Origin of the sequence: Nostoc sp. C110 (assembly GCF_043099725.1) — a bacterium.
Classification (GTDB): domain Bacteria; phylum Cyanobacteriota; class Cyanobacteriia; order Cyanobacteriales; family Nostocaceae; genus Nostoc; species Nostoc muscorum_A.
The window spans coordinates 1,794,580-1,818,943 of the sequence record NZ_CP171148.1; the positions used below are offsets into that span (position 1 = coordinate 1,794,580).

A 24,364-nucleotide genomic window follows, 5' to 3' on the forward strand; every position below is an offset into this window, starting at 1 on the left:
ACGAACCGCCAAGTCGCCAAGTGCGCCAAGGGAGAAGGAGCAATTATTTGGGATTACTTAGGTAATAGTGCCATAGAAGTCTTGCCGCAACTGCTCGCCACGGCCGCCAGTGCTGTGTCATTGCTTCCAGCTGAACTGGTGTTGGACGTGTCGCCAAGTTTTTGATTTTTTGCAAAGCGATCGCGATCGCTAAATCGCCTTTAGGAAAGACATCAGGACGTTGCAACGCCATGAGTAAATAAATATCAACTGTCCAGTCTCCTATACCTTTGAGATGCTTTAACTCAGTTCTGATAGTAGTTTCATCCATTCTTTCCAGCTTGCTGAGGTCAAGCTGATCGCAAGCGATCGCATTCGCTAATCCACGACAGTATAGAATCTTTTGTCGGCTGAATCCAATCCCTCTTAATTGAATATCATCCAATGTCAGAAAATTTTCTGGCGTTAGCGGTACAATAACCCCACATAGACGGTTAAATACAGCCCTTGCAGCTGCTACGGAAACTTGCTGTTCCAGAATTATGCACAGAAGCGTTGCAAAACCCGGTTCTCTTGACCATATTGGTGGAGGCCCGAGTGTTTCTAAAATCTGAGCCAAATCGCTGTCAAGATTGGCAAGCACCATTAAACCACGGGTGAGACTTTCTTCAGTCAATGATTCTAGTTCAGGTATTTGAGTCATCTTTGATCGATTTCGATTCTTGTACAAGTAGTTTTTGTTTGCGCTCAATCCCCCAGCGATAACCACCAAGACTGCCATCACTCCGCAGCACCCGATGACAGGGTATAATCACTGCGATCGGGTTAGCTCCACAAGCATTTCCCACCGCCCGGACTGCTTGGGGTTTGGCAATATCATGGGCAATATCAGTGTAGGTACGAGTTTCGCTATAGGGAATTTTTTGTAATACTTGCCAAACCTGTTTCTGAAATGCTGTTCCACGGATATCCAGTGGTAAATCGAGCTGTGTTTCATCTCCCGCAATTAAGTCGAGGATTCCCTGTATCCATTCTTTGTGTATGTGGTCATCACGTATGATGTGCGCTTGGTGAAATTCTTGATTCAAGATGTGTTCAAGTTTGTCTGCTTCATCACCTAGTTTAACGGCACAAATCCCCTTGTCTGTTGTTGCCACCAGTAAATATCCTAACGGACATGGAGCGATCGCATAGACAATGCTGATTGTTTTTCCAGCTTGTTGGTAAATTTTTGGTGTCATTCCCAGTTGATTTGGTGCTTTCTCATAAATTTGACTACTTGAACCATACCCCGTGTCGTAAACTGCATGAGCAATTTCCTCCCCTGACTGGAGACGCTGCTTCAATCGTTGGGTACGCAGCGCATCTGCATATTGGAAAGGGGATACACCAATTATTTGCTTGAATAGCTTTTGCAAATAACTAGGACTCATTTCCACCTGAGAGCATAATTCTGAGAGGGTGGGGATGCGATCGCTTTGTGCTTCAATGTATCGACATACTGCTAAGACTTTCGCTTTGGCTGGATTTGAAACTGTTTCAAATTGTGGTTGACAGCGTTTACAAGGTCGAAAACCTGCGCTTTGAGCCTCTTGTATCGACTGGAAGAAACAAACTTGATTGCGATTTGGTCTGCGACTAGGGCAAATAGGTCGGCAATAAATGCCTGTGGAACGAACACCGTAGAAAAACTTGCCATCAATTGTGGGATCTCGATTGAGAACGGCTTTCCAGAGGGTTTCCTCAAAAAGTTGTGTCTGTTGTAATTGCATTCATGCCACCTCTGCCCTTTCTGTTACGCTATGTACAAAGCTGCTAACACTAGACTAAGTGGATTGAAAACCACTTTCTATCTGATTGTTGCGATCAAAGTCGGCTTTGTTTACTGCAACTACGGCTAGACGGTGTTCTGGGTGCGTAATTTTCGAGAATTTAGGATTATTTTGGTAGATGTTTAGCGATCGCTTTTTTGGAGTTTTGCTACTTTTTACTGTTCTCGTGTTTTCAGTGTGGGTAACAGTTCACCATGAATATCTGCTCAAGATGATTCATTCAATATATCTAAAAGTTCTTGAGCAATTTTAAAAGTCTGTTTATACAGCAGTTTTGAAATGAATAGCTGTGTAGCGACTGTCTTGAGTGTCAAGCGATGCCTACGGCAGTAAACTACGCACTTTAAAATTATGCTACTTTTAACGACTTTTCTAGTGTTTTTGGCTCTGGTAGAGGTTGACCGTCTGCCAAAGATGATTCAATCAGCATTTCTAAAACTTCTTGAGCATTTTTGAAAGCTTCTTCGTAAGTATCTCCGTGAGTATGACAAAATCCCCATTCAGGAAGACTCACAACAAAACACTCATCTTCATCAGACCACTGAATAACGATTGTATATTTCATATTTACTCACACACTCTTTTACTTCTCTAATTCTGCCAACTTCTGTTGAGCAAAGTTTCGTACTTGCTCATCTGGGTCATTCTCTACTTTGTCGCGCAACAGTGGTAAAGTCTGGGGATGTTGAGGAAATTGCTTGATAATTATCTCCAGTGCAACGCGCCGAGGGTTGGAATTAAACGGGAAATTATGTCTACCCTCAAAGGAGTCATTTACAGCACAGTTGTAGTAAATTTCAAACAACTTAAGCTGATTTCTGAAGTGTTTGGCTAATGCTTGGATGGCTGCACATCGTACATCCTCATCATCATCAGTAGCGCGGTCTTTGAGAAACGAGCGGGTGTCTGGGTCATCTTTGAAATTGCTGGCTAATGCTTGGATGGCTGCACATCGCACATTCTCTTCATAATCAGCAGTGGCGCGGTCTTTGAGAAACGAGCGGGTGTCCGGGTCATCTTTGAAATTGCTGGCTAATGCTTGGATGGCTGCACGTCGCACATTCTCTTCATAATCAGCAGTGGCGCGGTCTTTGAGAAACAAGCGGGTGTCCGGGTCATCTTTGAAATTGCTGGTTAATGCTTCGATGGCTGCACGTCGCACATCCTCTTCATAATCAACAGTGGCGCGGTCTTTGAGAATCGAGTGGGTGTCTGGGTCATCTTTGAAATTGCTGGTTAATGCTTCGATAGCTGCACGTCGCACATCCTCTTCATAATCAACAGTGGCGCGGTCTTTGAGAATCGAGTGGGTGTCTGGGTCATCTTTGAAATTGCTGGTTAATGCTTCGATAGCTGCACGTCGCACATCCTCTTCATAATCAGCAGTGGCGCGGTCTTTGAGAATCGAGTGGGTGTCCGGGTCCTCTTTGAAATTGCTGGCTAATGCTTCGATGGCTGCACGTCGCACACCCCCATTCTTATCAGCAGTGGCGAGGTCTTTGAGAATCGAGTGGGTGTCTGGGTCCTCTTTGAAATTGCTGGCTAATGCTTCGATGGCTGCACGTCGCACACCCCCATTCTTATCAGCAGTGGCGAGGTCTTTGAGAATCGAGTGGGTGTCTGGGTCCTCTTTGAAATTGCTGGTTAATGCTTCGATAGCTGCACGTCGCACATCCTCTTCATAATCAGCAGTGGCGCGGTCTTTGAGAAACAAGCGAGTATCCGGGTCCTCTTTGAAATTGCTGGTTAATGCTTCGATAGCTGCACGTCGCACATCCTCTTCATAATCAGCAGTGGCGCGGTCTTTGAGAAACAAGCGAGTATCCGGGTCATCTTTGAAATTGCTGGCTAATGCTTCGATGGCTGCACGTCGCACACCCCCATTCTTATCAGCAGTGGCGAGGTCTTTGAGAATCGAGTGGGTGTCTGGGTCATCTTTGAAATTGCTGGCTAATGCTTCGATGGCTGCACCTCGCACATCCTCATCATTATCAGCAGTGGCGCGGTCTTTGAGAATCGAGTGGGTGTCCGGGTCATCTTTGAAATTGCTGGCTAATGCTCCGATGGCTGCACGTCGCACATTCCAACTATCATCAGCAATGGCGAGGTCTTTGAGAATCGAGCGGGTGTCCGGGCCATCTTTGAAATTGCTGGCTAATGCTTCGATGGCTGCACGTCGCACATCCCCATTCTTATCAACAGTGGCGCGGTCTTTGAGCCAGTATAAGGTATCGCTGTTATCTTTCCATATTGCGGCGACTGTTGCAACTGCTTGAGTGCGAACTTCCTTAACTAACTTAGTTTCTTCGTCATCAAAGAAGGAGTAATAGTACCAGAGGTCATATTTAGTTAAGTCTTTGAGTTTGTTAAGCAATTTATTAGCTACAAATGCAATTACAGAACGATTTCTCACTTCTGCAAGACACTTAGCCGCTAAAAACAAGTTGATAAATTTTTCCTCTTCACCATCTTGCACCATTAAGTAATCAAGAATTTCACCAACAAATTTCGCATCAATCATTCCGGCAATTAGCCGCAATACCTCATGCCAAGTTTCATTTTCCCAGTGTTTACCAAAAACTTCAGTTTTCAGAAACTCAATTGTAATACTGCGTTCTTTCTCAAACTGCCAGACAAACTCCCAAGCACAGAAATATTCTAAAAATGTCCGATGCACAAAGGCATAGTAATCTGCACCCAAGAAACATAAAATAAAATTGCGCTCTCGCAGTTGCTCAATTATCAACTGCGCTATTTTTTGTCCTTGATGAACTTCTATACTATATAAATAGTGAATTAAAATGTTTTCTAAATCATCTTTATTAATCAAGTTGCCTGCTAAACCTTTTTCACTGGTTTGCATCCTGTAAGCAACTTGACGTAACATCCCTTGTTTATCTTTATAATCAATAGTCGCCGATTCTACCTGAATCAAAAGTTTTTCTAAATCCCATTGCTGTAATAGCACTCGTGACGCTTGGCTATAGAGTTCTGATCTATCTCTTGGTAGTTCTTGATTGCGATTGAGAATTGCCATCATTGTTAGCAGCAAAGGATTAACAGCAAGTTGGCGAATTGCTGGATAATCTTGAATTGCTCTTTCTAAACGTTCTTTTTTTCTTTGCTTTTCTAGGGGGTCAGTAAAAGCAAAATTGTGCCAACGGTTAATAAACTCCTGAATCTGTTCTAGTTCTAAATCTTGCAGCATAAAATGCCGAAAGTTAATATCTCGCAATCTTTGAGGCTGATAACCAATGACACGAGAAGTCACTAGCACTCGTACTAAGGGATAGTTATGAGTGAAACTAATAATATCTGTAATAGCTTCTTCTCGTTTACTTGGTTCAAATACCTCATCTAACCCATCAAACATTACAAATGCCTTGCCAGTTTTGAGCAAAGTATCAAGTTGATATTGGTTCAGAGGACAAATAAACCCGCTTCCTTGCTGAAAAAACTCCAAAAAATTCCGGCATTCTTGATTATCTCGACTTCGTACATAAGTGCGGAGTTCAATCAGCAAGGGAATTGGTAATGATGATATATCCTGAATTGGAGTTTCTGCCCATTGTAGTGTTAAATATTGCAATAAACTAGACTTACCAGAACCAGGATCGCCTAAAATTACTAAATATTTGCTAGTTTGTGGTTCGTCAATTACTTCTAATACAGAGCGGCTAGATTGTTGAGCGTAAGACCTTTTGTATTGTTCTAAAATTTCTGGCTGAATATCAAAATCTTCTTCGAGTTGTCCACTTCTTTGAAGCCGTTCGAGATGTTCTTTGGGTAACTCATAAACTTGTGGTAAAGCTTCATTCACCTCACGCACATTTTGAGCTACAAACATATTCCATAACTTTAAGCTGTAACTGTAACCTGAAGTATCAAAGGAATCGAGCCTCAAATGCCCATAAGCTTTTTGAATTTCTGCACGATAACGCATCAAGTCAAAGTCAGGTATAATCTCAGCAATTCCTTTGATATTTTGCTGGATGACTGGAATATTTTGAGAATTTAGGATGAAATCTAATTCATCGGATTCTCGCAGAATTGCCTTAATTTTTTTAGTATATCGTCTGGTTAAACTTTGCCAGTTAAAATCAGCAGGTAGCGGACGTAATTTTAATTCATCCCAAATTGCAGTTAAAGTATTAGCATCGGGTATCGCATCTGGTAAAAATGGCTTTCCTAATTCCAATAGTGCAGTTTCTTGATGAATAAACTGCTGCAACGAGTCAATATACTGCTTCAGTTCTGCTTCAGACAACTCTGCATCTTCTAATTGCTGCTGCACCTGTAACAAAAATTCTTTCAAAGCTTGACCAAAAACAATTTCTAACCTTTCTTTCTGTCGAATTCCTACACCGGAGGGAAAATTTAGCAGAATCTGATCGAAAAATTTTTGGGTATATTTTTTTAAATCTTCTCGCGCCAATTTCTCTAGGAGAGTCTTAAAGACAAACCCGAATGCATTCGTGACTCCCCAAAGACCTAGCCAGTCTAGCATCAATGTCTAACTCCATATCTATGACTCTATTTTACTGAGCTAAGGCTTCAAGCCACAGTAATGTTTCAGAGTCATCCTTCCAAGTATCTTTAATAACCCCAATAGCCCTTTTACGCACTTCATCTGTAACCTCTGGTTGAGTCTCAACCAAGTTTTTAATTTTGTCAAACAGTCTTTCATCTGTTTCTCTAATCAAAGAACGATTTCTCAGATTTTGCAGACATTCTGCTGCAAGCAATAAATTTTCAAAACCATGTTCTTGTCCATTTTGTTCTGCTAAACAATCTATAAGTTCCGCAGCAAACTTTTGATGAATCTTGCCAGTAATTAAAATGATCACCTCACGCCAAGCTGCATCTGTCCATCGTTGAACAAAAACTTTTTGTTTCAGTTCATTCAGAGAGATAGTACGTTCATGTTCATATTCGCAAATAAAATGCGAAGCACAAAAATATTCTAAAAAAGTTCGATGCACAAAGCCATAAGTATCTCCTCCGAGAAAACACAATATAAAACTACGATTTGTTAGCTGTTCGCGTAAGGACTTAGCCTGCAAATAGGGTTCATTAATTTCTTTCGCTTTTAAATATTCAGTTAGAATCGTTTCTAAAGCTTTTTTAGTGATAACTAAACTATTGCCGATAGAATTTGCGTCTGATTGCATTTTGTAAGCAACTTGACGCAACATTTCTTTTTTGTCGTAATATTCTAATCGTGTCTGGTCTGGTAGATATTTTCTCTCTGCATCCCACTTGTGCAATAACACCTCTGATGCGTGTTCATAAAGAGTTGCTCTATCCCTTGGTAATTCCTCATGTCGATTCAAAATTGCCATCATTGTCAGCAACAGAGGATTACCAGCTAATTCTCTAAATGTGCGAGAATTTTCGATACACTTTAACAAACGATCGCGTTTTGTATTTCCTTCATATTGATCTACAAAAGCTAATTTATGCCATTGAGTAATAAATCCCTCAATTTGCTCCTGTTCTAAATCTTGCAACATAAAGTGACGAAAATTTGCATCTCTAAATCGATGACGCTGCTGTTCGTAACCAATTACCCTAGATGTAACTAAAACTCGTGCTTTGTTATAGGTTGTAATAAAGTTAATAATATCAATAACCACATTTTCCCTTTCTCCTGGATCGAGTACCTCATCCAAGCCATCAAATATCACCATTGTTTGCTGAGTTTTCAACCATTGTTCTAATTCTTTTTGATTAAGAGTTCCGCCAAGTACACCACTTGCTCTCTCGAAATACTCCAAAAAATTGTGGCATTGCAAATTTTTCCGATTTTCAATATAGTTGCGTAATTCAATCAATAAGGGTAATTCTTGTAAGTCTAAATAATTGATTGGAATTCTTGCCCATTCCAATGCCCTATATTGAGCTAGAGTAGATTTACCAGAACCCGGATTTCCTAATATAACAGTGTACTTATAATTTTTTTCCTCGTCATTAAGTATATGCGAAACTGAAACGTTAGTTGCTGATGTTGCTAACTGCTCACACACATTTTGCGCTACAAATATATTCCATAAATCGAGGCTGTAATTACATCCGCTAGTGTCCAAACTCTCCAGCCTGAGTTTACTATAAGCAGTAAGCAACCCCAATTTATAACGACGGAAATCAAAATCTGGTAAAACAGGGGTAAGTTGTTCTAAAGTTTCTCGCATTCTTGACAAATTTTGGGAATCTAGTAGTTTCCTTAATTCGTCAGAATCTTGTAAGATATAATCGATTCTTTTAACATATCGTTTGATAAGCTGCTGCCAATTAAAATCTGCTGGTAAAGTTATTAAATTAAGATCATTCCAAGCCTGTATTAATATTCCAGCATCAATAGTTGAATTCTCAGCTTCCGATGTAGTAACCCCCAAGGATTTTTGAAAAGGTTTGCCCAGTTGTTCAAGAACTTGTACGTCCAGAATAAAAGTTTCTAAATCAGACAGATAATTCTCAAATTCATCTACTTCGATGTCTTGATCTTCTAATTCTTGTTGCACCAAGCCTAAAAATTCTTTCTCAGCTTTCCCAAAAGCATTTTTTAAAGATATTTCTTTAGCTAAATCCAATTTATCTTTAATCCAGACACCAAAGAAAGTTTTAACGTAGTCTTCTAAAACATCTGTAGCCAAATTTGCAAGTTTTTCTATAATCGGTTTAAAAGTAAAACCTACAGCGTTAGCAACACCCCAAGCGATTAAAAACTCCATATCAATTTTTGAGCTAAATTTAACAAAATAATATGAGGAGTATAATACATTGCTAATATTATGGATAAAATTTTATATTTTTTTAATGCTAGCGATCGCTGAAAACTATAGCTAACGCAAACATTCTCTTTACCTCTAAGCTTAAAAGCGATGCTGGCTGAAGATTTGTTAAAAATAACTAATATACTGTGCATTGATATTAGGAGTAATTTTATGGTTCTACAAGTTAACCCCATCCAAAAAGAACCAATCGTTACTTGGGAAGCACTTCCAGCCGACTTCATTTTACCAGACGATCCAGTGGAAAATATTCAACAACCTGCGATCGCTGCTGCGCTTACCGATGCTTTGGGAAGTACAGGGCGCATCCAACCTCAAATGCTGATTGGCTCTAATTTTGGGCTTGTAGCTACAGTCAACAAAAAAATCGTTGTCAAAGCACCAGACTGGTTTTATGTCCCTCAAGTGCAGTCTGTAGGAACAAATGTAGTTCGTCGCAGCTATACCCCGAATTTAGAAGGCGCTGCTGTGGCTGTGGTGATGGAATTTCTTTCAGACACAGAAGGTGGAGAACTATCAGTCCGCTCAACTCCACCCTACGGTAAACTCTATTATTACGAAAAGATTCTCCAAGTTCCAACCTACGTAACCTACGACCCTTACGAACCAAGCATAGAACTACGATGCTTGCAAAATGGACAATATACCTTGCAGCAAGCAGACGCTAATGGACGTTACTGGATTTCTGAATTAGAGTTATTTCTCGGAATTTGGCAAGGTGAAAGATTATGTCAAACCATGAATTGGCTGCGCTGGTGGGATACAGAAGGAAATTTGCTGTTGTGGAGTAGCGAACAAGCCCAACAAGAACGCCAACGTGCTGAACAAGAACGCCAACGTGCTGAACAAGAACACCAACGCGCTGAACAGGAAAGCCAACGTGCTGAACAAGAACGCCAACGTGCTGATATATTAGCAGCTAAGTTACGTGAGCTAGGTATTGACCCTGATGCGTAGGCGTAGCCCATCGTAGACATTGCATAACCTCAAGAGATGCTGGGAATAATAATTTTGGGACATCAGCACCAAAATTCTATGAAACAGCAAAAAAATCAGTTCAGTCATCTTACTGCGATCGAAAGAAGTTATCTATCATTTCCGGCACAGCTTTTATTAAATCAAAACCTTCTCCAAGGCAAAATACTAGACTTTGGTTGTGGCTTTGGTAATGATGTTAAAATATTGCGCCAAAAAGGTTGTGATATTACAGGCTATGACCCTTATTATTTTCCAGAATATCCTGATAATAAATTTGATACAATAATTTGCTTTTATGTTTTAAACGTTTTATTTCCCGAAGAACAAACTAATGTTCTTATGGAAATATCACACTTATTAAAACCAGGAGGCAAAGCTTATTATGCTGTGAGAAGGGATATCAAAAGAGAAGGATTTCGAGAACATTATGTCCACAAAAAACCTACTTATCAGTGTATTGCTAAACTTCCTTTTACTTCAATTTGCTTAGACGAATATCGGGAAGTATATGAGTATGTCCACTATAATCATCAGCGAAATTCATCTAACTATTGTATATTCTGTAATCCCCATAAAACTCTCAGACTATTAACTGAGTCAGCAACTGCTTATGCTATTTTTGATGGCTATCCAATAAGTAAAGGACATATTCTGATTATTCCCAAACGTCATGTTAGCAGCTATTTTGAACTCCCATTTAAAGAGCAATCTGCTTGCTGGTTTATGGTGAACAAAGTACAAGAAATTCTCAAAAATGAATTTGAGCCTGATGGCTTTAATGTAGGAATGAACATCAATCGAGCCGCAGGTCAAAATATTATGCACGCTAGTATTCATATCATCCCTCGTTACAAAGGTGATACTGTCTCTACTAAAAGTGGAATCAGGAACGTTATTCCTAAAAAGCAATAGTTTTTTGGTTGACAGCTTCCAGTTGCAAACCCGAATTTATAGTAGATACATAAATCTGAAAAACCTGATTTTCAGTCTTGTTGCAAATATTGCAAAATATTTCAGTTAACCCAGATTATCTGGATTTATTTCCAGCGCTCTTAATTGTTCTGTCAATTGTTGCACCCGTTGTTCTGCAACTTCAGCGCGTTGTGCTTCTTGTTGAGCGCGTTGTACTTCTTGTTTTACTTGTTCTGCGGGCGTGAGATATCGTTGTCCTTGCTCATCATACCAATACATCCATTCCCGCGTTACACCACAATAATTTCCTCTTTCGCAACCAATTCCTAAACCAATTTCTGGTAGCCACACGGGGTTTCCTTCTTGCAATTCATACTTACCATTAACTAACTTATGTACTTCTAGATGAGGTTTGCGGCGGCGACGGGAGGAATAAATCACATAGTAAAGTACGCCCAAAGCCTCATATTCATCCAATTTAGTCGTGTATTCCTTGCGATAATTTTGCGAAACGACTTCTAGCACGAAAATCGGTACAACATTTTCATCCCACAGCACATAACTGGGACGCAACTCTTCATCATAAAACCGCTCTACCCCTAAGCTCAAAAATCCATCTGACACAATGGGCGGTTTATCGGGGTGATAATAAATACCCATATCTATGGCAAATAGCCAGTCCATACGTTCTGCCCAAAATATCAGCAGGACAGCCTTCAGCAAACCTGGTATCAATTCTTGCAGTTCATTATCCACAGGCGTTTCATCAGAGTCTGGTAGTTCCTCGGCTGAGGGCAAGTGCCTTGGCAAGTTGTAGTTTAACATCGCTGGTTTCCCCAAAAATCAAAGGATATTTGGCTCTATTTGGCTCATCAGAATTATAGCGATTTCTCCACTAGCAATATCTACAAAAGGGCTGTTTGGTAACGCACGTAGATTAATGATTAGGATTTACGTCTACTTACTTATTGCGATCCGATAATCTTGATAATGTAAATATTTTATTTTGACTAAATGATACCACTTGTGGTATTGGTAAATAACTAAGATTTTACAGATAAAATAGTTACTAGCTCATTTGTTAGTTGTGCAGAGCATTGCCTCAGCTAAAGTTGCAGCCCAGTCAAGAATGTAAGCGTTTCTACCCCACAAAGGAAATTGCTTAAGGCAATAAAATTTTGGTAACTCTTAACTATTAATAAATATATAGGTGCTTAGTGCTATTAATGCTTTATATTTAGCGACAGGGTGGTGCAAACGGCCACTTATCTTTAAATACTTAGGAGGCAGTACCCACCGGGAGCAACTCACGCTTCGATACCATCAGCACGTAGCGTAAGTAAAGGTGAAGTTGATATTAAAACGAATAATTTTTGCTGAATTGCGACAGATAAAGACTAAACTAAAAAGTCTTGTGCAGCAAAACCTGTAGCTTTAAATGAAGTAATCATGTCTAAGGTTCTTGTCTCAGATTCTATTGACCAAGCTGGAATTGACATTCTTTCGCAAGTTGCTACTGTTGATGTCAAAATAGGTCTAAAACCAGCCCAACTGCTCGAAATTATTGGTGAATATGACGCACTGATGATTCGTTCTAGTACGCGCGTAACTCAAGAAATCATTGAAGCCGGCACTCAGCTAAAAATCATCGGTCGTGCTGGCGTGGGTGTGGATAATGTGGATGTTCCCGCAGCCACACGTCGGGGAATTGTAGTAGTCAATTCTCCAGAGGGAAACACAATTGCCGCCGCCGAACACGCGCTAGCAATGATTTTGGCTTTGTCTCGCCACATCCCCGATGCTAACGCTTCGGTGAAACGCGGTGCGTGGGATCGCAATAGCTTTGTTGGCGCGGAAGTTTACAAAAAAACTCTCGGCGTTGTCGGCTTGGGTAAAATTGGCTCCCATGTTGCGGCTGTAGCTAAGACAATGGGGATGAAACTCCTAGCTTATGACCCTTTTATTTCTACAGAAAGAGCCGAACAAATTGGCTGTCAGTTGGTGGAGCTAGATTTACTCTTCCAGCAAGCAGACTATATCACCCTACACATCCCGAAAACCCCAGAAACTACCCACTTAATCAATGCCACAACCCTGGCAAAAATGAAACCCACAGCCCGGATTATTAACTGCGCTCGTGGTGGGATCATTGATGAAGTAGCTTTAGCAGCAGCTTTAAAAGCGGGTAAGATTGGGGGCGCAGCCCTGGATGTGTTCGAGTCAGAACCATTGGGTGAATCGGAATTGCGATCGCTAGGCAAAGAAGTTATCCTCACTCCCCACTTGGGAGCCTCTACCGCAGAAGCTCAAGTAAATGTGGCTATTGATGTTGCCGAACAAATTCGGGATGTACTTTTAGGACTACCAGCCCGTTCAGCCGTCAACATTCCCGGACTCGGCCCTGATGTGTTGGAAGAACTCAAACCCTATATGCAGCTAGCAGAAACTCTAGGTAATCTAGTAGGACAGCTAGCTGGTGGACGGGTGGAAGTACTCAATATTCGGCTGCAAGGCGCACTTGCGACAAACAAAAGTCAGCCTTTGGTAGTAGCTGCCCTGAAAGGTTTACTTTACCAAGCTTTGCGGGAACGGGTAAATTACGTCAATGCCAGCATAGAAGCCAAAGAACGCGGAATTCGGGTAATTGAAACCCGCGATGCTTCTATTAGAGACTATGCCGGAACGCTTCATCTAGAAGCCACTGGTACTTTGGGTACTCATTCTGTCACAGGTGCTTTGCTAGGTGAGCGGGAAATCCACCTAACTGATGTTGACGGTTTCCCCATTAACGTTCCACCCAGCAAATATATGCTGTTTACCCTGCACCGCGATATGCCGGGGATTATCGGCAAACTTGGTTCCTTACTCGGCAGTTTTAATGTGAATATTGCCAGTATGCAAGTAGGCCGTAAAATTGTCCGTGGTGATGCGGTAATGGCTCTGAGTATAGATGACCCTTTACCAGAGGGCATTTTGGATGAGATTATAAAAGTCCCTGGTATTCGGGACGCGTATACAGTAACACTATGAGTACTGAGTGCTGAGTAATGAGTGCTGAGTGAAGAAAAGTTAGGAGTAAGTAGTGAAGAGTTAAAAGCTCCTAACTCCTAACTGATAACTCATAACTCATAACTCTCTCAAACTCAGCACTCAAAACTCAGCACGGGCTGAACGCCCCGCTAGCGCTAACAGCACTCAAAAATGGCAAACACCTGGTGGGAACTACAGATTTTATGTGAGCCAGACCTAGAAGATTCGATCTTTTGGCGACTGGAAGATTTTGGCTGTCGTGGAACAGCTAGTGAAAACAAAGGAAATTCATCTTTAGTTAGGGCTTATTTATCGACAATTCAAACACAGCTACTAGATTTGGCAGCTTTATCACTGTGGCTGCGTCAAGATGCCCTTTGTGTAGGAGTTTCATCTCCCTCTCTGCAATGGCAGTTAATTGATGAGGAAGATTGGGCAACTAGCTGGAAACAATATTGGCATCCGCAAGAAATCGGCGATCGCTTCCTAATTAATCCTGCGTGGCTACCATTACCAGAAACAACAGAACGGTTGGTAATTCGTCTTGACCCTGGTGTAGCATTTGGTACGGGCAACCATGCCACCACTCAGTTATGTTTGGAATCCCTAGAAATGCGGTTGAGTGGAGTTCCTCAGTCTTTTGTAGGTAATAGTGGCAAACATGAACATCTGGTAATTGCAGATATTGGCTGTGGTTCTGGTATCCTTTCCATTGGGGCGCTGCTACTAGGAGCCAAAAAAGTCTATGCAGTAGATAATGACCCTTTAGCAGTGCAATCAACTATCAGTAATGGTGTCCTGAATGACATTGGCTCAGAACGTTTACTACCAGCACTGGGAAGTGTAGACGTTTTGACAAAACTGCTTGAGAAACCAGTGGATGGTATAGTTTGCAATATTTTGGCTCATGTAATTATTGAGTTGATTCCAGAAATGAGTGCGATCGCTAAACCTGAAACTTGGGCGATCTTCAGTGGTATTTTACTAGAACAATCTAAAGCTGTTGCTGACGCTTTAGAACAAAATGGTTGGGTCGTTGCTACCCTGTGGAAACGGAAAGAATGGTGTTGCTTGAATGTACGGCGTTCTTAACCGACGCAAAACTGGGCAATACCCTGCGGGAAGCGACTTTGCGTCTACATGAATTGCTCTTAGCTGAAAATGAAGGTTTCAGCTATGGTTTGCGTCAGTCTTGTAGAAAAAATAGATGATAACGCCGTGTGCAACTTTCTCTCAGACCTAACCCCCAACCCCTTCCCTTGTAGGGAAGGGGAGCAATAATCAAAGCCTCTCTCCGTTTCGGGGAGAGGTTTGGAGAGGGGTTTTAAGAATTAGGTCGCCCCTCGCGTGATGATACGTTTTAACAGTATTCGACTTAAGTATAAGTAATCAAGCAATCTGAAGTGACATAATATATAGATTAACCACTATTGACTTTTGAAACCAGCGATGAAAGAACGGCTACAAATCCACAAAAAAGCTGACTCATCCGCTTCTAAGTCAGAGCAAGGTCAGTTGCGATCGCACCTTTTAACTACTCACTCTCAACTTGGCTCCAACAAACCCATAGTACAGGCAAAAGTAGAGAATCAGAAATTTCAAGAGTATCAGTTCGAGGCAACAAAACTCCAAATCCAAGCCAAGCATGGCACGATCACGCCAGGCGGACAGGAACGACTCACTGTATTACAGGCAAAGATGAATGAGTCGTTGCAGCAAGGAAAGGAACACTCTTTTCAGTTTGGTCATAACATTGACAAAATGGCGATCAAACGTGCTGGTACTGTGTCACTGGCACAAATGCAACCCCTTCAAGAACCACTAATACAGCCAAAACTCACTGTTGGTCAACAAGGAGATCAGTATGAGCAAGAAGCTGATAGAGTAGCTAATTCTGTAGTTAGCCAACTTAATCCACCTATTTTGCAAAGCCAGGAAGGACAACAGACGACCTTACCAGGTAACAGAAACGAGCCAGCAAATTCTGAAGAAATATTAGCAGCAAATAACTCAGCAAATAAAAAACAAAAATTTTTACAAGATTACTCACTAGCGAAAACATTAGTAAATGGGATAGACGACACATTACCAGAAGATAAAATCTTAGAACAACTATTCAAAAACTTTGGCAATATCCAATTTCAATACACAATGGTGAGCAAGAGCCAAGAAACTCTCTTGAAAGGCTCTCCAGAAGGAGATTGTCAGACATTAGCTCGTGCGTTTAAAAAAGTTGCAGAAGAATATTTTGGCATCGAAAAAATAACAGTTGAAAGCATTGCCAAACCTTTTTTGAGTGAAGCTGGAGTTACACCATACCAAGGCAAAAAGCCTAATTGTGATGATGGTAAGCGGTGGTTTTTCCAAAACCATTATTGGGCTAGCTGGAACGGAAAGGTTTACGATGTTTTATTCCTCAGCCATAAGCGAACCGAAGCAGATATGGCAAAACAGGTGCAACCACTTACATCTATGTTGATGCCTGAGCAAGAGTACTATGAAACAGAAAAAGGAAAAATTGTATATCCAATTGTGAATAAGTACTCAACTGTAGAAATTAGTATATTTGAGAAACTGAAAAACTTTGTGAATAATCTTGGTAGATTTTTCTCTGACAATATGAGTGCAATAATAAATAAAATTCAGTCTTTATTGTCTAAAGGTGGAAACAACGCTAGTGGTTTTGATTCTCTAATGAGAGAACTAGAAAATGACAAAACCAGTACTGTGGTCTCAAATAATCAAAATCAATAATTATAAACCTTGATGGGATCGTTAATTGAGTGCGATCGCATTTTTACTTGGTACAAGATTAGTCCAATTGCGATCGCACCCCAGACAAAGGCAAATCAGTTATTTTGGTTAGCGATCTATGCGATCGCAGTAATTAAACTCACGTTATATTCACAAGGGTAAAGGGAAAGGATAAAAGAAAAACTTTTACCCTTTAATCCTATAAAATTTTACATACTTCAGTTTAATCGTGCTTACTTACTTGGATAATCCTGACTTGCCTACAACTGTTGCCTTTTCGGACGATCAACTGCAATGCTTGTTTACGTAGGCGTAGCCTGTCGTAGACATCGCACCAACATGCCTGAAGTACGGAATACGGCGCTTCGCGCCTGTTTCTCAAGGGTTTTCAGGCTGCCTTACTTATAAAAAAATCCGATGTCTTAATTAAGTGCAGATCAAGCTTCCATATAATAGTTGAAGAAGTGCAACAAAATTAAACATCAAGTAAAGTCCCTCCTCTGTCACTCCCTCTCCAACATACCCCTGTATGGGCAATACATTATAAACGCCTTAAGGCAGTTTTCTTAAAAGTATTGCTCCTGCAAGCTTAACTTTGGCTTGGCAGACTAGATAAATCGGGTCTGGTTGGCATCTACGCGGTTCAATTCAAAATTTTGCCTTTGGCACGCTACACGAACACAACAGGAGAACACGAAATCTATGACCAGACTAGAAACCCGCACTGAACCAATGGTGCTAAACATGGGGCCACACCACCCCTCAATGCACGGGGTTCTGCGGCTAATCATGACTCTGGATGGCGAGGATGTCGTTGACTGTGAACCGGTCATCGGCTACCTGCACCGGGGAATGGAAAAAATTGCTGAGAACCGCACTAATGTAATGTACGTCCCTTACGTTAGTCGCTGGGACTACGCTGCGGGAATGTTCAACGAAGCTGTCACTGTTAACGCCCCAGAAAAGCTTGCAGGTATCGCTGTCCCCAAACGCGCTAGCTACATCCGCGTCATCATGCTGGAGTTGAACCGCATTGCTAACCACTTGCTATGGTTTGGCCCCTTTTTAGCTGACGTAGGCGCTCAAACTCCCTTCTTCTACCAGTTCCGCGAACGGGAGATGATTTATGATTTGTGGGAAGCTGCTACAGGTTATCGGATGGTAAATAATAACTACTTCCGCGTTGGCGGGGTAGCAGCCGATTTACCTTACGGTTGGGTAGATAAGTGTATAGAATTCTGCGACTACCTATTGCCTAAAGTTGATGAATACGAACGCTTAGTAACTGATAACCCCATCTTCCGGCGACGTGTTGAGGGTATTGGGACTATCACCCGTGAAGAAGCAATTAACTGGGGACTTTCTGGCCCAATGTTACGCGCTTCTGGTGTGCAATGGGATTTGCGGAAAGTTGACCATTACGAATGTTACGACGATTTCGACTGGGATGTACAGTGGGAAACTGCTGGTGATTGCTTTGCCCGTTACGTGGTGCGGATGCGGGAAATGCGCGAATCTGTGAAGATTATTCGCCAAGCAATTAAAGGACTTCCTGGCGGCCCTTACGAAAATCTGGAAGCCAAGCGTTTAGCCGCAGGTAAAAAATCTGAATGGGACGCATTTGATTACCAATTCATCGGTAAAAAAGTTTCCCCCACTTTCAAGATACCCAAGGGTGAAATCTATGCCCGTGTAGAAAGTGGTAAAGGTGAATTGGGAATTTATTTGGTTGGCGATGATAATGTCTTCCCTGCACGGTGGAAGATTCGCGCCGCAGATTTCAACAACCTCCAGATTGTCCCACATTTACTGCGCGGCATGAAGGTTGCAGATATTGTGGTGATTCTTGGTAGTGTTGACGTAATCATGGGGTCTGTGGATAGGTAGAAAATATTTATCTAAGTATTTTTTAGAGCAGTTGCATAATACAACTGCTCTATTTTTTTACAGTTCAGTTAAATATTTCTTTCTTCTCTCCTTGGCGTTCTTGGCGGTTCGTAAAAATAATTGACTAATCGAACCGCCAAGTCGCCAAGAACGCCAAGAAGAATGCACTCTTCAGTAATCTGGCTGGAAAAATTTTTTACTCATATAACATAGGTACGAAATATTGATGAGTTTTAAATAATGCCCCGTATTTTTGACAACATAGATTTGCAACTGCTACCAATTTTACGAGAAACCCTCAAAATCTCTTATCGCGCAGATTTTTGCGTTGGCTACTTCAACCTCAGAGGTTGGCGAAGAATTGATGATTTAATCGAACAGTATGTTGGTAGTGAAAATGCTTGTTGTCGTTTGCTAATTGGGATGCAAAGCTTACCCAGTGATGAGGTTCATGCAGCATTTAGCCTTGTTAGTGGTGATGGGCGAATTGATAACAGTAGCATTGTGCGGTTTAAAAAACGTATGGCGGCGGAATTTCGCCAGCAGTTGACTATCGGTGCGCCGACTAATCAAGATGAAGCGGGGTTGCGGCGGTTAAGTCATCAGCTAAAAAGTCAGAAGGTAATTATTAAACTGTTTCTGCGGCATTCTCTCCACGCCAAGTTATATCTTGTGCATCGTTATGACCCTAACACTCCAACTGTGGGATTCTTGGGTAGTAGTAATTTAACCCTTCCCGGATTGGCGAAACAAGGGGAGTTGAATGTTGATATTTTAGACCACGATGCTTGTAATAAACTGCAAAAGTGGTTTAGCGATCGCTGGCAAGATTACGGTTGTGTAGATATTTCCCAAGAATTGGCGGAAATTATTGACCAGAGTTGGGCGAGAGATGAGCTAGTTTCACCTTACTACATCTACCTGAAGATAGCTTACCACTTATCCCATGAAGCGATCGCAGGACTTTCAGAATTCCGCATCCCCCGCGAATTTAATAACTTATTTGATTTCCAAAAAGCTGCGGTACAGCTAGCAGCACGTCATGTAACTAGGCGTGGTGGCGTGTTAGTGGGTGATGTGGTTGGTTTGGGCAAAACTTTAGTTGGAACCGCCCTTGCCAAAATATTACAAGAAGATTGTTATTTAGAAACGCTAATTATTTGCCCAAAAAACCTAGTTTCAATGTGGCAAGAATATAAAGATAACTATCGATTACTTGCCGAAATTATACCAATTAGTCAAGTACAAAATAAATTACCAACACTCCGGCGTTATCGAGTTGTGTTAATTGATGAAAGTCATAATTTACGTAACCGCGAAGGTAAACGTTATCGAGCAATCATAGAATATATTGCTGCTAACGAAAGTAAATGTATTTTATTATCTGCGACTCCTTACAATAAAAGTTATCTTGACCTTTCCGCGCAACTACGGTTGTTTGTGCCAGAAGACCAAGATTTAGGATTAAGACCAGAAGCTTTAATTAATGAACTGGGTGGTAGTTCAATAGGAGAATTAGAGTTTATTAGAAAGCATCAATGTTCAGTGCGTTCTTTAGCTGCCTTTGAGAAAAGCGAACACCCTGATGACTGGCGAGAATTGATGAAGCGTTACATGGTGCGCCGCACTCGCTCTTTTATTAAAGATAATTATGCCCACACAGATGAAACAGGGCGGAAATATTTAGAATTTTCCGATGGAAGACGTTCTTATTTTCCTCAGCGTCTACCTCGGAGTCTCAAGTTTCCTTTAGAAGGTTCTAGCAGTGACTTTTATGCTCGTCTTTACTCAGAGTTAGTTGTAGAAGTAATTAATCAACTTAACTTACCTCGTTATGGTCTAGGAAATTACGTTATTGCTAAACAAAAACAGCCACCTACAGACACCGAACAACGCTTTATTAATAGCTTATTTCGTGGTGGCAGGAGGTTAATGGGTTTTTCTCGTACTAATTTATTTAAACGTTTAGAAAGTAGTGCTATTGCTTTTATTCAATCAATTGAACGCCACATTTTACGAAACTTTATTTATTTATATGCCCTAGAGCAAGGGTTTGATATTCCTATTGGAACTCAGGAAGCTGAGTTATTAGATACAAGAAATAATGATGAAGATGCTGATTCTGTGGTAGCAGCTTTGTTTGATACAGAAATAGAAGAAGATGATTCTAGTGCGTCGTTGCAAATAGAGAGAGAAGGAGAAGTAACTTCTTTTGCTAACGAGGATGAGAAGGCATTAAAAACAGAAAAAGTATTTCGTCAAAGAGCAGAATCAATTTACCAAGAATATACAACCCGATATCAACGAAGATTTAAGTGGTTGCGTTCTACGCTTTTTGATATTAAAAAACTGAAACGTGATTTGCTAGAAGATGCTAAAGCACTGATTAATGTGCTGCAACAGTGTGGCGAGTGGAATCCTCAAAAAGATGAAAAGCTGGCAGCTTTAATCAAACTGCTAACAAAAACTCACCCACAAGATAAAGTACTAATTTTCACACAATTTGCTGATACAGTCCGCTACCTTGCAGATAATTTGCAGTTGAATCATATTACTAATGTAGCTGGGGTAACGGGACAATCTAAAGACCCAACAATAATGACGGGAAGATTTAGCCCTGTGAGTAATGGAAAACGGGAGCAAATTTCATCATCAGATGAGTTGCGGATTTTAATCGCCACCGATGTTTTGAGTGAAGGTCATAATTTACAAGACTGTGCAATTATCGTCAATTGGGATTTACCTTGGGCGATTATTCGCTTAATTCAACGCGCCGGAAGGGTAGACCGCATTGGCCAAAATGCTGATAAAATTCTTTGTTATTCTTTTTTACCAGCCGAGGGAGTAGAACGGATTATTAATTTGCGGGGACGACTCCGTAAACGACTACAAGAAAATGCGGAAGTTGTGGGAACTGATGAAGCTTTTTTTGAAGATGATGATGCACGAGTAATTCTTGATTTATACAACGAGAAATCTGGAGTTTTAGATGGTGAAGAAGATACAGAAGTTGATTTGACTTCAGAAGCATTTCAAATTTGGAAAAAAGCCACCGATGGTAATCCGGGTTTGAAAAAAACGATAGAAGAAATGGAAAATGTAGTTTATTCTACCCGCGCCCATACTCCGCAACCTGTACAACCAGAAGGGGTATTGCTTTATATGAAAACCACAGAAGGGAATGATTCTTTGATTTATGTTGACCGCGATGGAAATAGCGTTACTCAATCACAATTAGCGGTGCTTCGAGTAGCGGCGTGTGAAGAATCTACTCCAGCGATACCGAGGGATAAACAGCATCACAAGTTAGTACAAAAGGGTGCTGAATTGATTGCTGAAGAGGAGAAAAATGCCGGCGGTCAATTAGGGCGACCATCAGGTGCAAGGTTCCGCACTTATGAACGACTGAAAAGTTATGTTCAAGAAATGAAAGGAACACTATTTGTTAGCGAAGAACTTTTAAAAGCAATTGATGAAATTTACCGTTATCCTTTGCGACAGTCAGCTATTGATACTCTGAATCGTCAACTGAGAAGTGGTATTAATAATCAGGTGTTGGCTGATTTAGTTGTGTCGTTACGCATGGATGACCGTTTGTGTATTGTGACAGAAGAATTAGAAAAGCGAGAACCTCAGATTATTTGTTCTCTAGGATTATTTTCTAATTCGTAATTCGTAATTAAAGCAAAAGACGCGATGAATCGCCGTCTCTACAATAATTAGCGCCTTGTAGAGACGGCGATTTATCGCGTCTTTATTATTTAGTAAAAAAATTGTAGGTTGGGTGGAGGCTTTGCGTAACCCAACATCCTGATATTTGTTGGGTTGCGCTCCTCTCTACCCAACCTTGTATCTTAGAAAGAGTAGTAGACCGTCCCAACCTTGGTCAACAAAGACCGCTTTGTAGCATGGGTCACTACAACAATCTCTTTGACAGAACTCGAACAGTCGCCAGGGACAAAACTTTAAACACTGATATTTAAAGTATACAGTCCGTATCGGGCAAGGATGAGTGTAATCAAGGGGATGAATTCAACATATTTTTCAGCAATGTTGATTGGTGAAAATGGAAAATATCTTCGTATGGGTGGGCATTGATGTTAGCAAAGCCACTCTTGATGTTTACATCCGTCCTTTGGGTAAAGCATTAAAGGTTGCTAACACAGAAGTAGAAATAGCAGGTTTAGTCGAGCAACTCAAATCCTATAGTTTAAATCTCATTGTAATTGAGGCAACGGGAGGATTAGAAACTGAACTGATAATCCAATTACAAGCCGCACTTTTACCAGTTGCACTAATTAATCCTCGTCAAGGACGAGATTTTGCTAAGGCTACGGGTAAGTTAGCTAAAACTTTATACTTTGGAATAGCCCCCCCGATGATCCCATTGCGGCATTTGGGTCAACTTTTTATGCTCTTTTTTATCTTCACTAGAAATCCAGCAACTGAGGAAGATTCGGCGGCGAAGCGGAGTGTCTGGTGCGGGCTTTGACTATCTAGACTACAAGCCATAAGTCTTCTAGCCCGTACCAGACACCGCCGAATCTAGCGCAGCGTTCCTCAGTTGCGTCAATGCTTCCACCACCACTTTTTTGTTAACGATCGCTTGACTTTTAAGACAGTCGCTACGTTTAATGCACTGTTTGATTTGCTTCCAACCAGTTAAGTAAATCCTCAATGGCTGTAAAATCCAATAAAGCCTCGCCAAGTGCTTCTAATTGCTCTAAAGAAAGAGTTTGAATGCGCTCCCGAATTTCTTGTGGTAACTCTCCTACCCGTTTTTGTAGTTGCCGTAACACGAGGGTTTGTCCTTGTTCTTGTTTTCCTCGCTCGTAACCAATGCGCTCGCCTGTGGTAATGTAGCTCATAGTTCGCTCCTGCTCAAATTGCTTAAACTCTTGCCAAAATTCTGCTTCCAAGGCTTTTGGTAAAATCATAACCCAATCAATAAATCGATAAAGGTTACGAATATCTTTTTCTTGCAATCCTAATTCATACAATCGGCGAATTAAACTAAATTTCCAAGCTTTACGTTCTCCTAGCTTTTTACTTGTTTGCTGCGTCTTCAAATGCGCCATTACTACAGTTGCAAATGGGTTTTCGCTGGCTTCTAATTCTGTCCAACGATTTTGATAATCCAGCAGCTTGACAGTTCCAAATTCAAAGTTAAGCCTGGTATTGGGATAATTATAACTATATTGATTGGGTCGCCATGTTGGGTCTGTATCGCACAAAATTGCCAAACTGATGGCAGGTTTTGCAAATCTGTCAAAAATTCGCAGGTTGTAAGAAAACATTCTTTCTGCAAAGATGTCTTCTGATTTTGCCTGGATTTCTACATGGATTAATAGCCAAATTTCTTGTCCTTGAATTTGCCAGACTTTAACTAATTTATCTGCATATCTTCTACCAAGTTCAGCTTCACGGGCTATTTGTTGAAATTCCTTATCAAGAAATTCGTGGGGACGTTCCCAATTAATTAGTTCTGCTGTTTGGGGAAAGAAAAATTGCATTGCTTGGGGAAAATAAGCTTCTAAAATTTCTTTCCATGGGCTATCATTATCTGCTCTTTCCAGTTCTTCTGTCATTAGTTTATTGTTATACCATTTAAAAATCCTAAATCATTTGTGAACAACAAGATAATCCAAAGCGCTTACATCCAAAGGCAAGAGACGCGATGAATCGCCGTCTCTACAATAATTAACCCTTTGTAGAGACGGCGATTTATCGTGTCTTTCTTTCTTATATTACGTAAAATACCGAAATGAGAAAGCAAACTGGGGTTTGAGAAAGTAAAAGCTTATTTTGCTTACGTAAAATACCGAAATGAGAAAGCAAACTAGGGTTTGAATAAGTAAAAGCTTATTTTGCTTGCGGAAAACACCGAAATGAGAAAACAAACTGGGGTTTGAATAAGTAAAAGCTTCTTTTTAGAAAGCATTTCAGTGTTTTGAGAAAGTAAACAGACCTTTTTATAAAGCAATTAGGCGTTTTGATAAAGTAATCAGCAAATATACTTGACAATAAAAAATCACGGTTGGACAAATAAAGCCGACGTTTAGAGAAATTGCTAATTTTTACGTATAATTTCTCAGCCTAATTAAATGTAAAGGATTTATAAAGTATAAAAAGCATGGTAAAAATTTAACTCCTATAAACAGGGTTTCTTGAAGTCCGCCAGCGCAGACTTAATTTTTAAAG

Annotated in this window: 15 protein-coding genes and 1 pseudogene; 9 read left to right on the plus strand and 7 right to left on the minus strand. The window is 40.8% G+C overall.

Features of this window, described 5'->3' with window-relative positions; all coding sequences use genetic code 11:
- Nucleotides 1-43 precede the first annotated feature (43 nt).
- The 5 genes from ACFFRD_RS13325 to ACFFRD_RS13345 all read right to left on the minus strand — a co-directional run bounded on the left by ACFFRD_RS13325 (nucleotide 44) and on the right by ACFFRD_RS13345 (nucleotide 8,542).
- The gene (locus ACFFRD_RS13325; protein ID WP_392481911.1) at nucleotides 44-682 is read right to left on the minus strand and encodes a DNA-3-methyladenine glycosylase family protein; all 639 of its coding nucleotides are present in this window, start codon (nucleotides 680-682) and stop codon (nucleotides 44-46) included.
- The gene (ada, locus tag ACFFRD_RS13330; protein WP_392481912.1) at nucleotides 666-1,751 is read right to left on the minus strand and encodes a bifunctional DNA-binding transcriptional regulator/O6-methylguanine-DNA methyltransferase Ada; all 1,086 of its coding nucleotides are present in this window, start codon (nucleotides 1,749-1,751) and stop codon (nucleotides 666-668) included. The genes ACFFRD_RS13325 and ada overlap by 17 nt, the downstream gene beginning before the upstream one ends.
- A gap of 409 nt (nucleotides 1,752-2,160) precedes the next feature.
- Nucleotides 2,161-2,376, minus strand: a complete 216-nt coding sequence (locus ACFFRD_RS13335; protein WP_392481913.1) for a type II toxin-antitoxin system HicB family antitoxin — start codon at nucleotides 2,374-2,376, stop codon at nucleotides 2,161-2,163.
- Nucleotides 2,377-2,394: 18 nt separating this feature from the next.
- Nucleotides 2,395-6,318 (minus strand): HEAT repeat domain-containing protein, encoded by a 3,924-nt coding sequence (locus ACFFRD_RS13340; RefSeq protein ID WP_392481914.1) that lies wholly within the window; start codon nucleotides 6,316-6,318, stop codon nucleotides 2,395-2,397.
- Nucleotides 6,319-6,349: 31 nt separating this feature from the next.
- Complete coding sequence (locus ACFFRD_RS13345; protein WP_392481915.1) at nucleotides 6,350-8,542, minus strand: NACHT domain-containing protein; 2,193 nt, start codon at nucleotides 8,540-8,542, stop codon at nucleotides 6,350-6,352.
- A gap of 213 nt (nucleotides 8,543-8,755) precedes the next feature.
- Here ACFFRD_RS13345 and ACFFRD_RS13350 point away from each other — a divergent pair, with 213 nt between their 5' ends.
- Together ACFFRD_RS13350 and ACFFRD_RS13355 are read left to right on the plus strand one after the other, a co-directional pair.
- Complete coding sequence (locus ACFFRD_RS13350; protein ID WP_392481916.1) at nucleotides 8,756-9,559, plus strand: Uma2 family endonuclease; 804 nt, start codon at nucleotides 8,756-8,758, stop codon at nucleotides 9,557-9,559.
- A gap of 78 nt (nucleotides 9,560-9,637) precedes the next feature.
- The gene (locus ACFFRD_RS13355) at nucleotides 9,638-10,492 is read left to right on the plus strand and encodes an HIT domain-containing protein (protein WP_392481917.1); all 855 of its coding nucleotides are present in this window, start codon (nucleotides 9,638-9,640) and stop codon (nucleotides 10,490-10,492) included.
- A gap of 105 nt (nucleotides 10,493-10,597) precedes the next feature.
- Here the strand turns inward: ACFFRD_RS13355 and ACFFRD_RS13360 are convergent, their stop codons facing one another.
- Nucleotides 10,598-11,317: a Uma2 family endonuclease gene (locus ACFFRD_RS13360; RefSeq protein WP_392481918.1), complete on the minus strand. Its 720-nt coding sequence runs from the start codon at nucleotides 11,315-11,317 to the stop codon at nucleotides 10,598-10,600.
- A 624-nt stretch (nucleotides 11,318-11,941) separates the two neighbouring features.
- Between ACFFRD_RS13360 and serA the strand changes: the two genes are divergently transcribed.
- From serA to ACFFRD_RS13395, 7 genes and pseudogenes are all read left to right on the plus strand, one after another.
- Nucleotides 11,942-13,522, plus strand: coding sequence for a phosphoglycerate dehydrogenase (gene serA / locus ACFFRD_RS13365; protein WP_114085299.1), 1,581 nt, complete (start codon nucleotides 11,942-11,944; stop codon nucleotides 13,520-13,522).
- Nucleotides 13,523-13,693: 171 nt separating this feature from the next.
- Nucleotides 13,694-14,614: a 50S ribosomal protein L11 methyltransferase gene (gene prmA, locus ACFFRD_RS13370; protein WP_179072696.1), complete on the plus strand. Its 921-nt coding sequence runs from the start codon at nucleotides 13,694-13,696 to the stop codon at nucleotides 14,612-14,614.
- 357 nt (nucleotides 14,615-14,971) lie between these two features.
- A complete protein-coding gene (locus ACFFRD_RS13375) occupies nucleotides 14,972-16,276 on the plus strand; it encodes a hypothetical protein (protein ID WP_392481919.1) in 1,305 nt (434 codons plus the stop codon).
- Nucleotides 16,277-16,288: 12 nt separating this feature from the next.
- Nucleotides 16,289-16,438: a hypothetical protein gene (locus ACFFRD_RS13380; protein ID WP_392481921.1), complete on the plus strand. Its 150-nt coding sequence runs from the start codon at nucleotides 16,289-16,291 to the stop codon at nucleotides 16,436-16,438.
- A gap of 540 nt (nucleotides 16,439-16,978) precedes the next feature.
- Nucleotides 16,979-18,163 (plus strand): NAD(P)H-quinone oxidoreductase subunit H, encoded by a 1,185-nt coding sequence (locus ACFFRD_RS13385; protein ID WP_392481922.1) that lies wholly within the window; start codon nucleotides 16,979-16,981, stop codon nucleotides 18,161-18,163.
- 240 nt (nucleotides 18,164-18,403) lie between these two features.
- Nucleotides 18,404-21,835 carry a helicase-related protein gene (locus tag ACFFRD_RS13390; protein ID WP_392481923.1) on the plus strand — a complete coding sequence of 1,144 codons (3,432 nt, stop codon included), beginning with the start codon at nucleotides 18,404-18,406 and terminating at the stop codon, nucleotides 21,833-21,835.
- Between the two features lie 394 nt (nucleotides 21,836-22,229).
- Nucleotides 22,230-22,517 (plus strand): annotated as a pseudogene (locus ACFFRD_RS13395) (transposase); the annotation flags it as partial.
- Nucleotides 22,518-22,794: 277 nt separating this feature from the next.
- Here the strand turns inward: ACFFRD_RS13395 and ACFFRD_RS13400 are convergent.
- Nucleotides 22,795-23,751: a DUF4351 domain-containing protein gene (locus ACFFRD_RS13400; protein WP_392481924.1), complete on the minus strand. Its 957-nt coding sequence runs from the start codon at nucleotides 23,749-23,751 to the stop codon at nucleotides 22,795-22,797.
- Nucleotides 23,752-24,364: the final 613 nt, after the last annotated feature.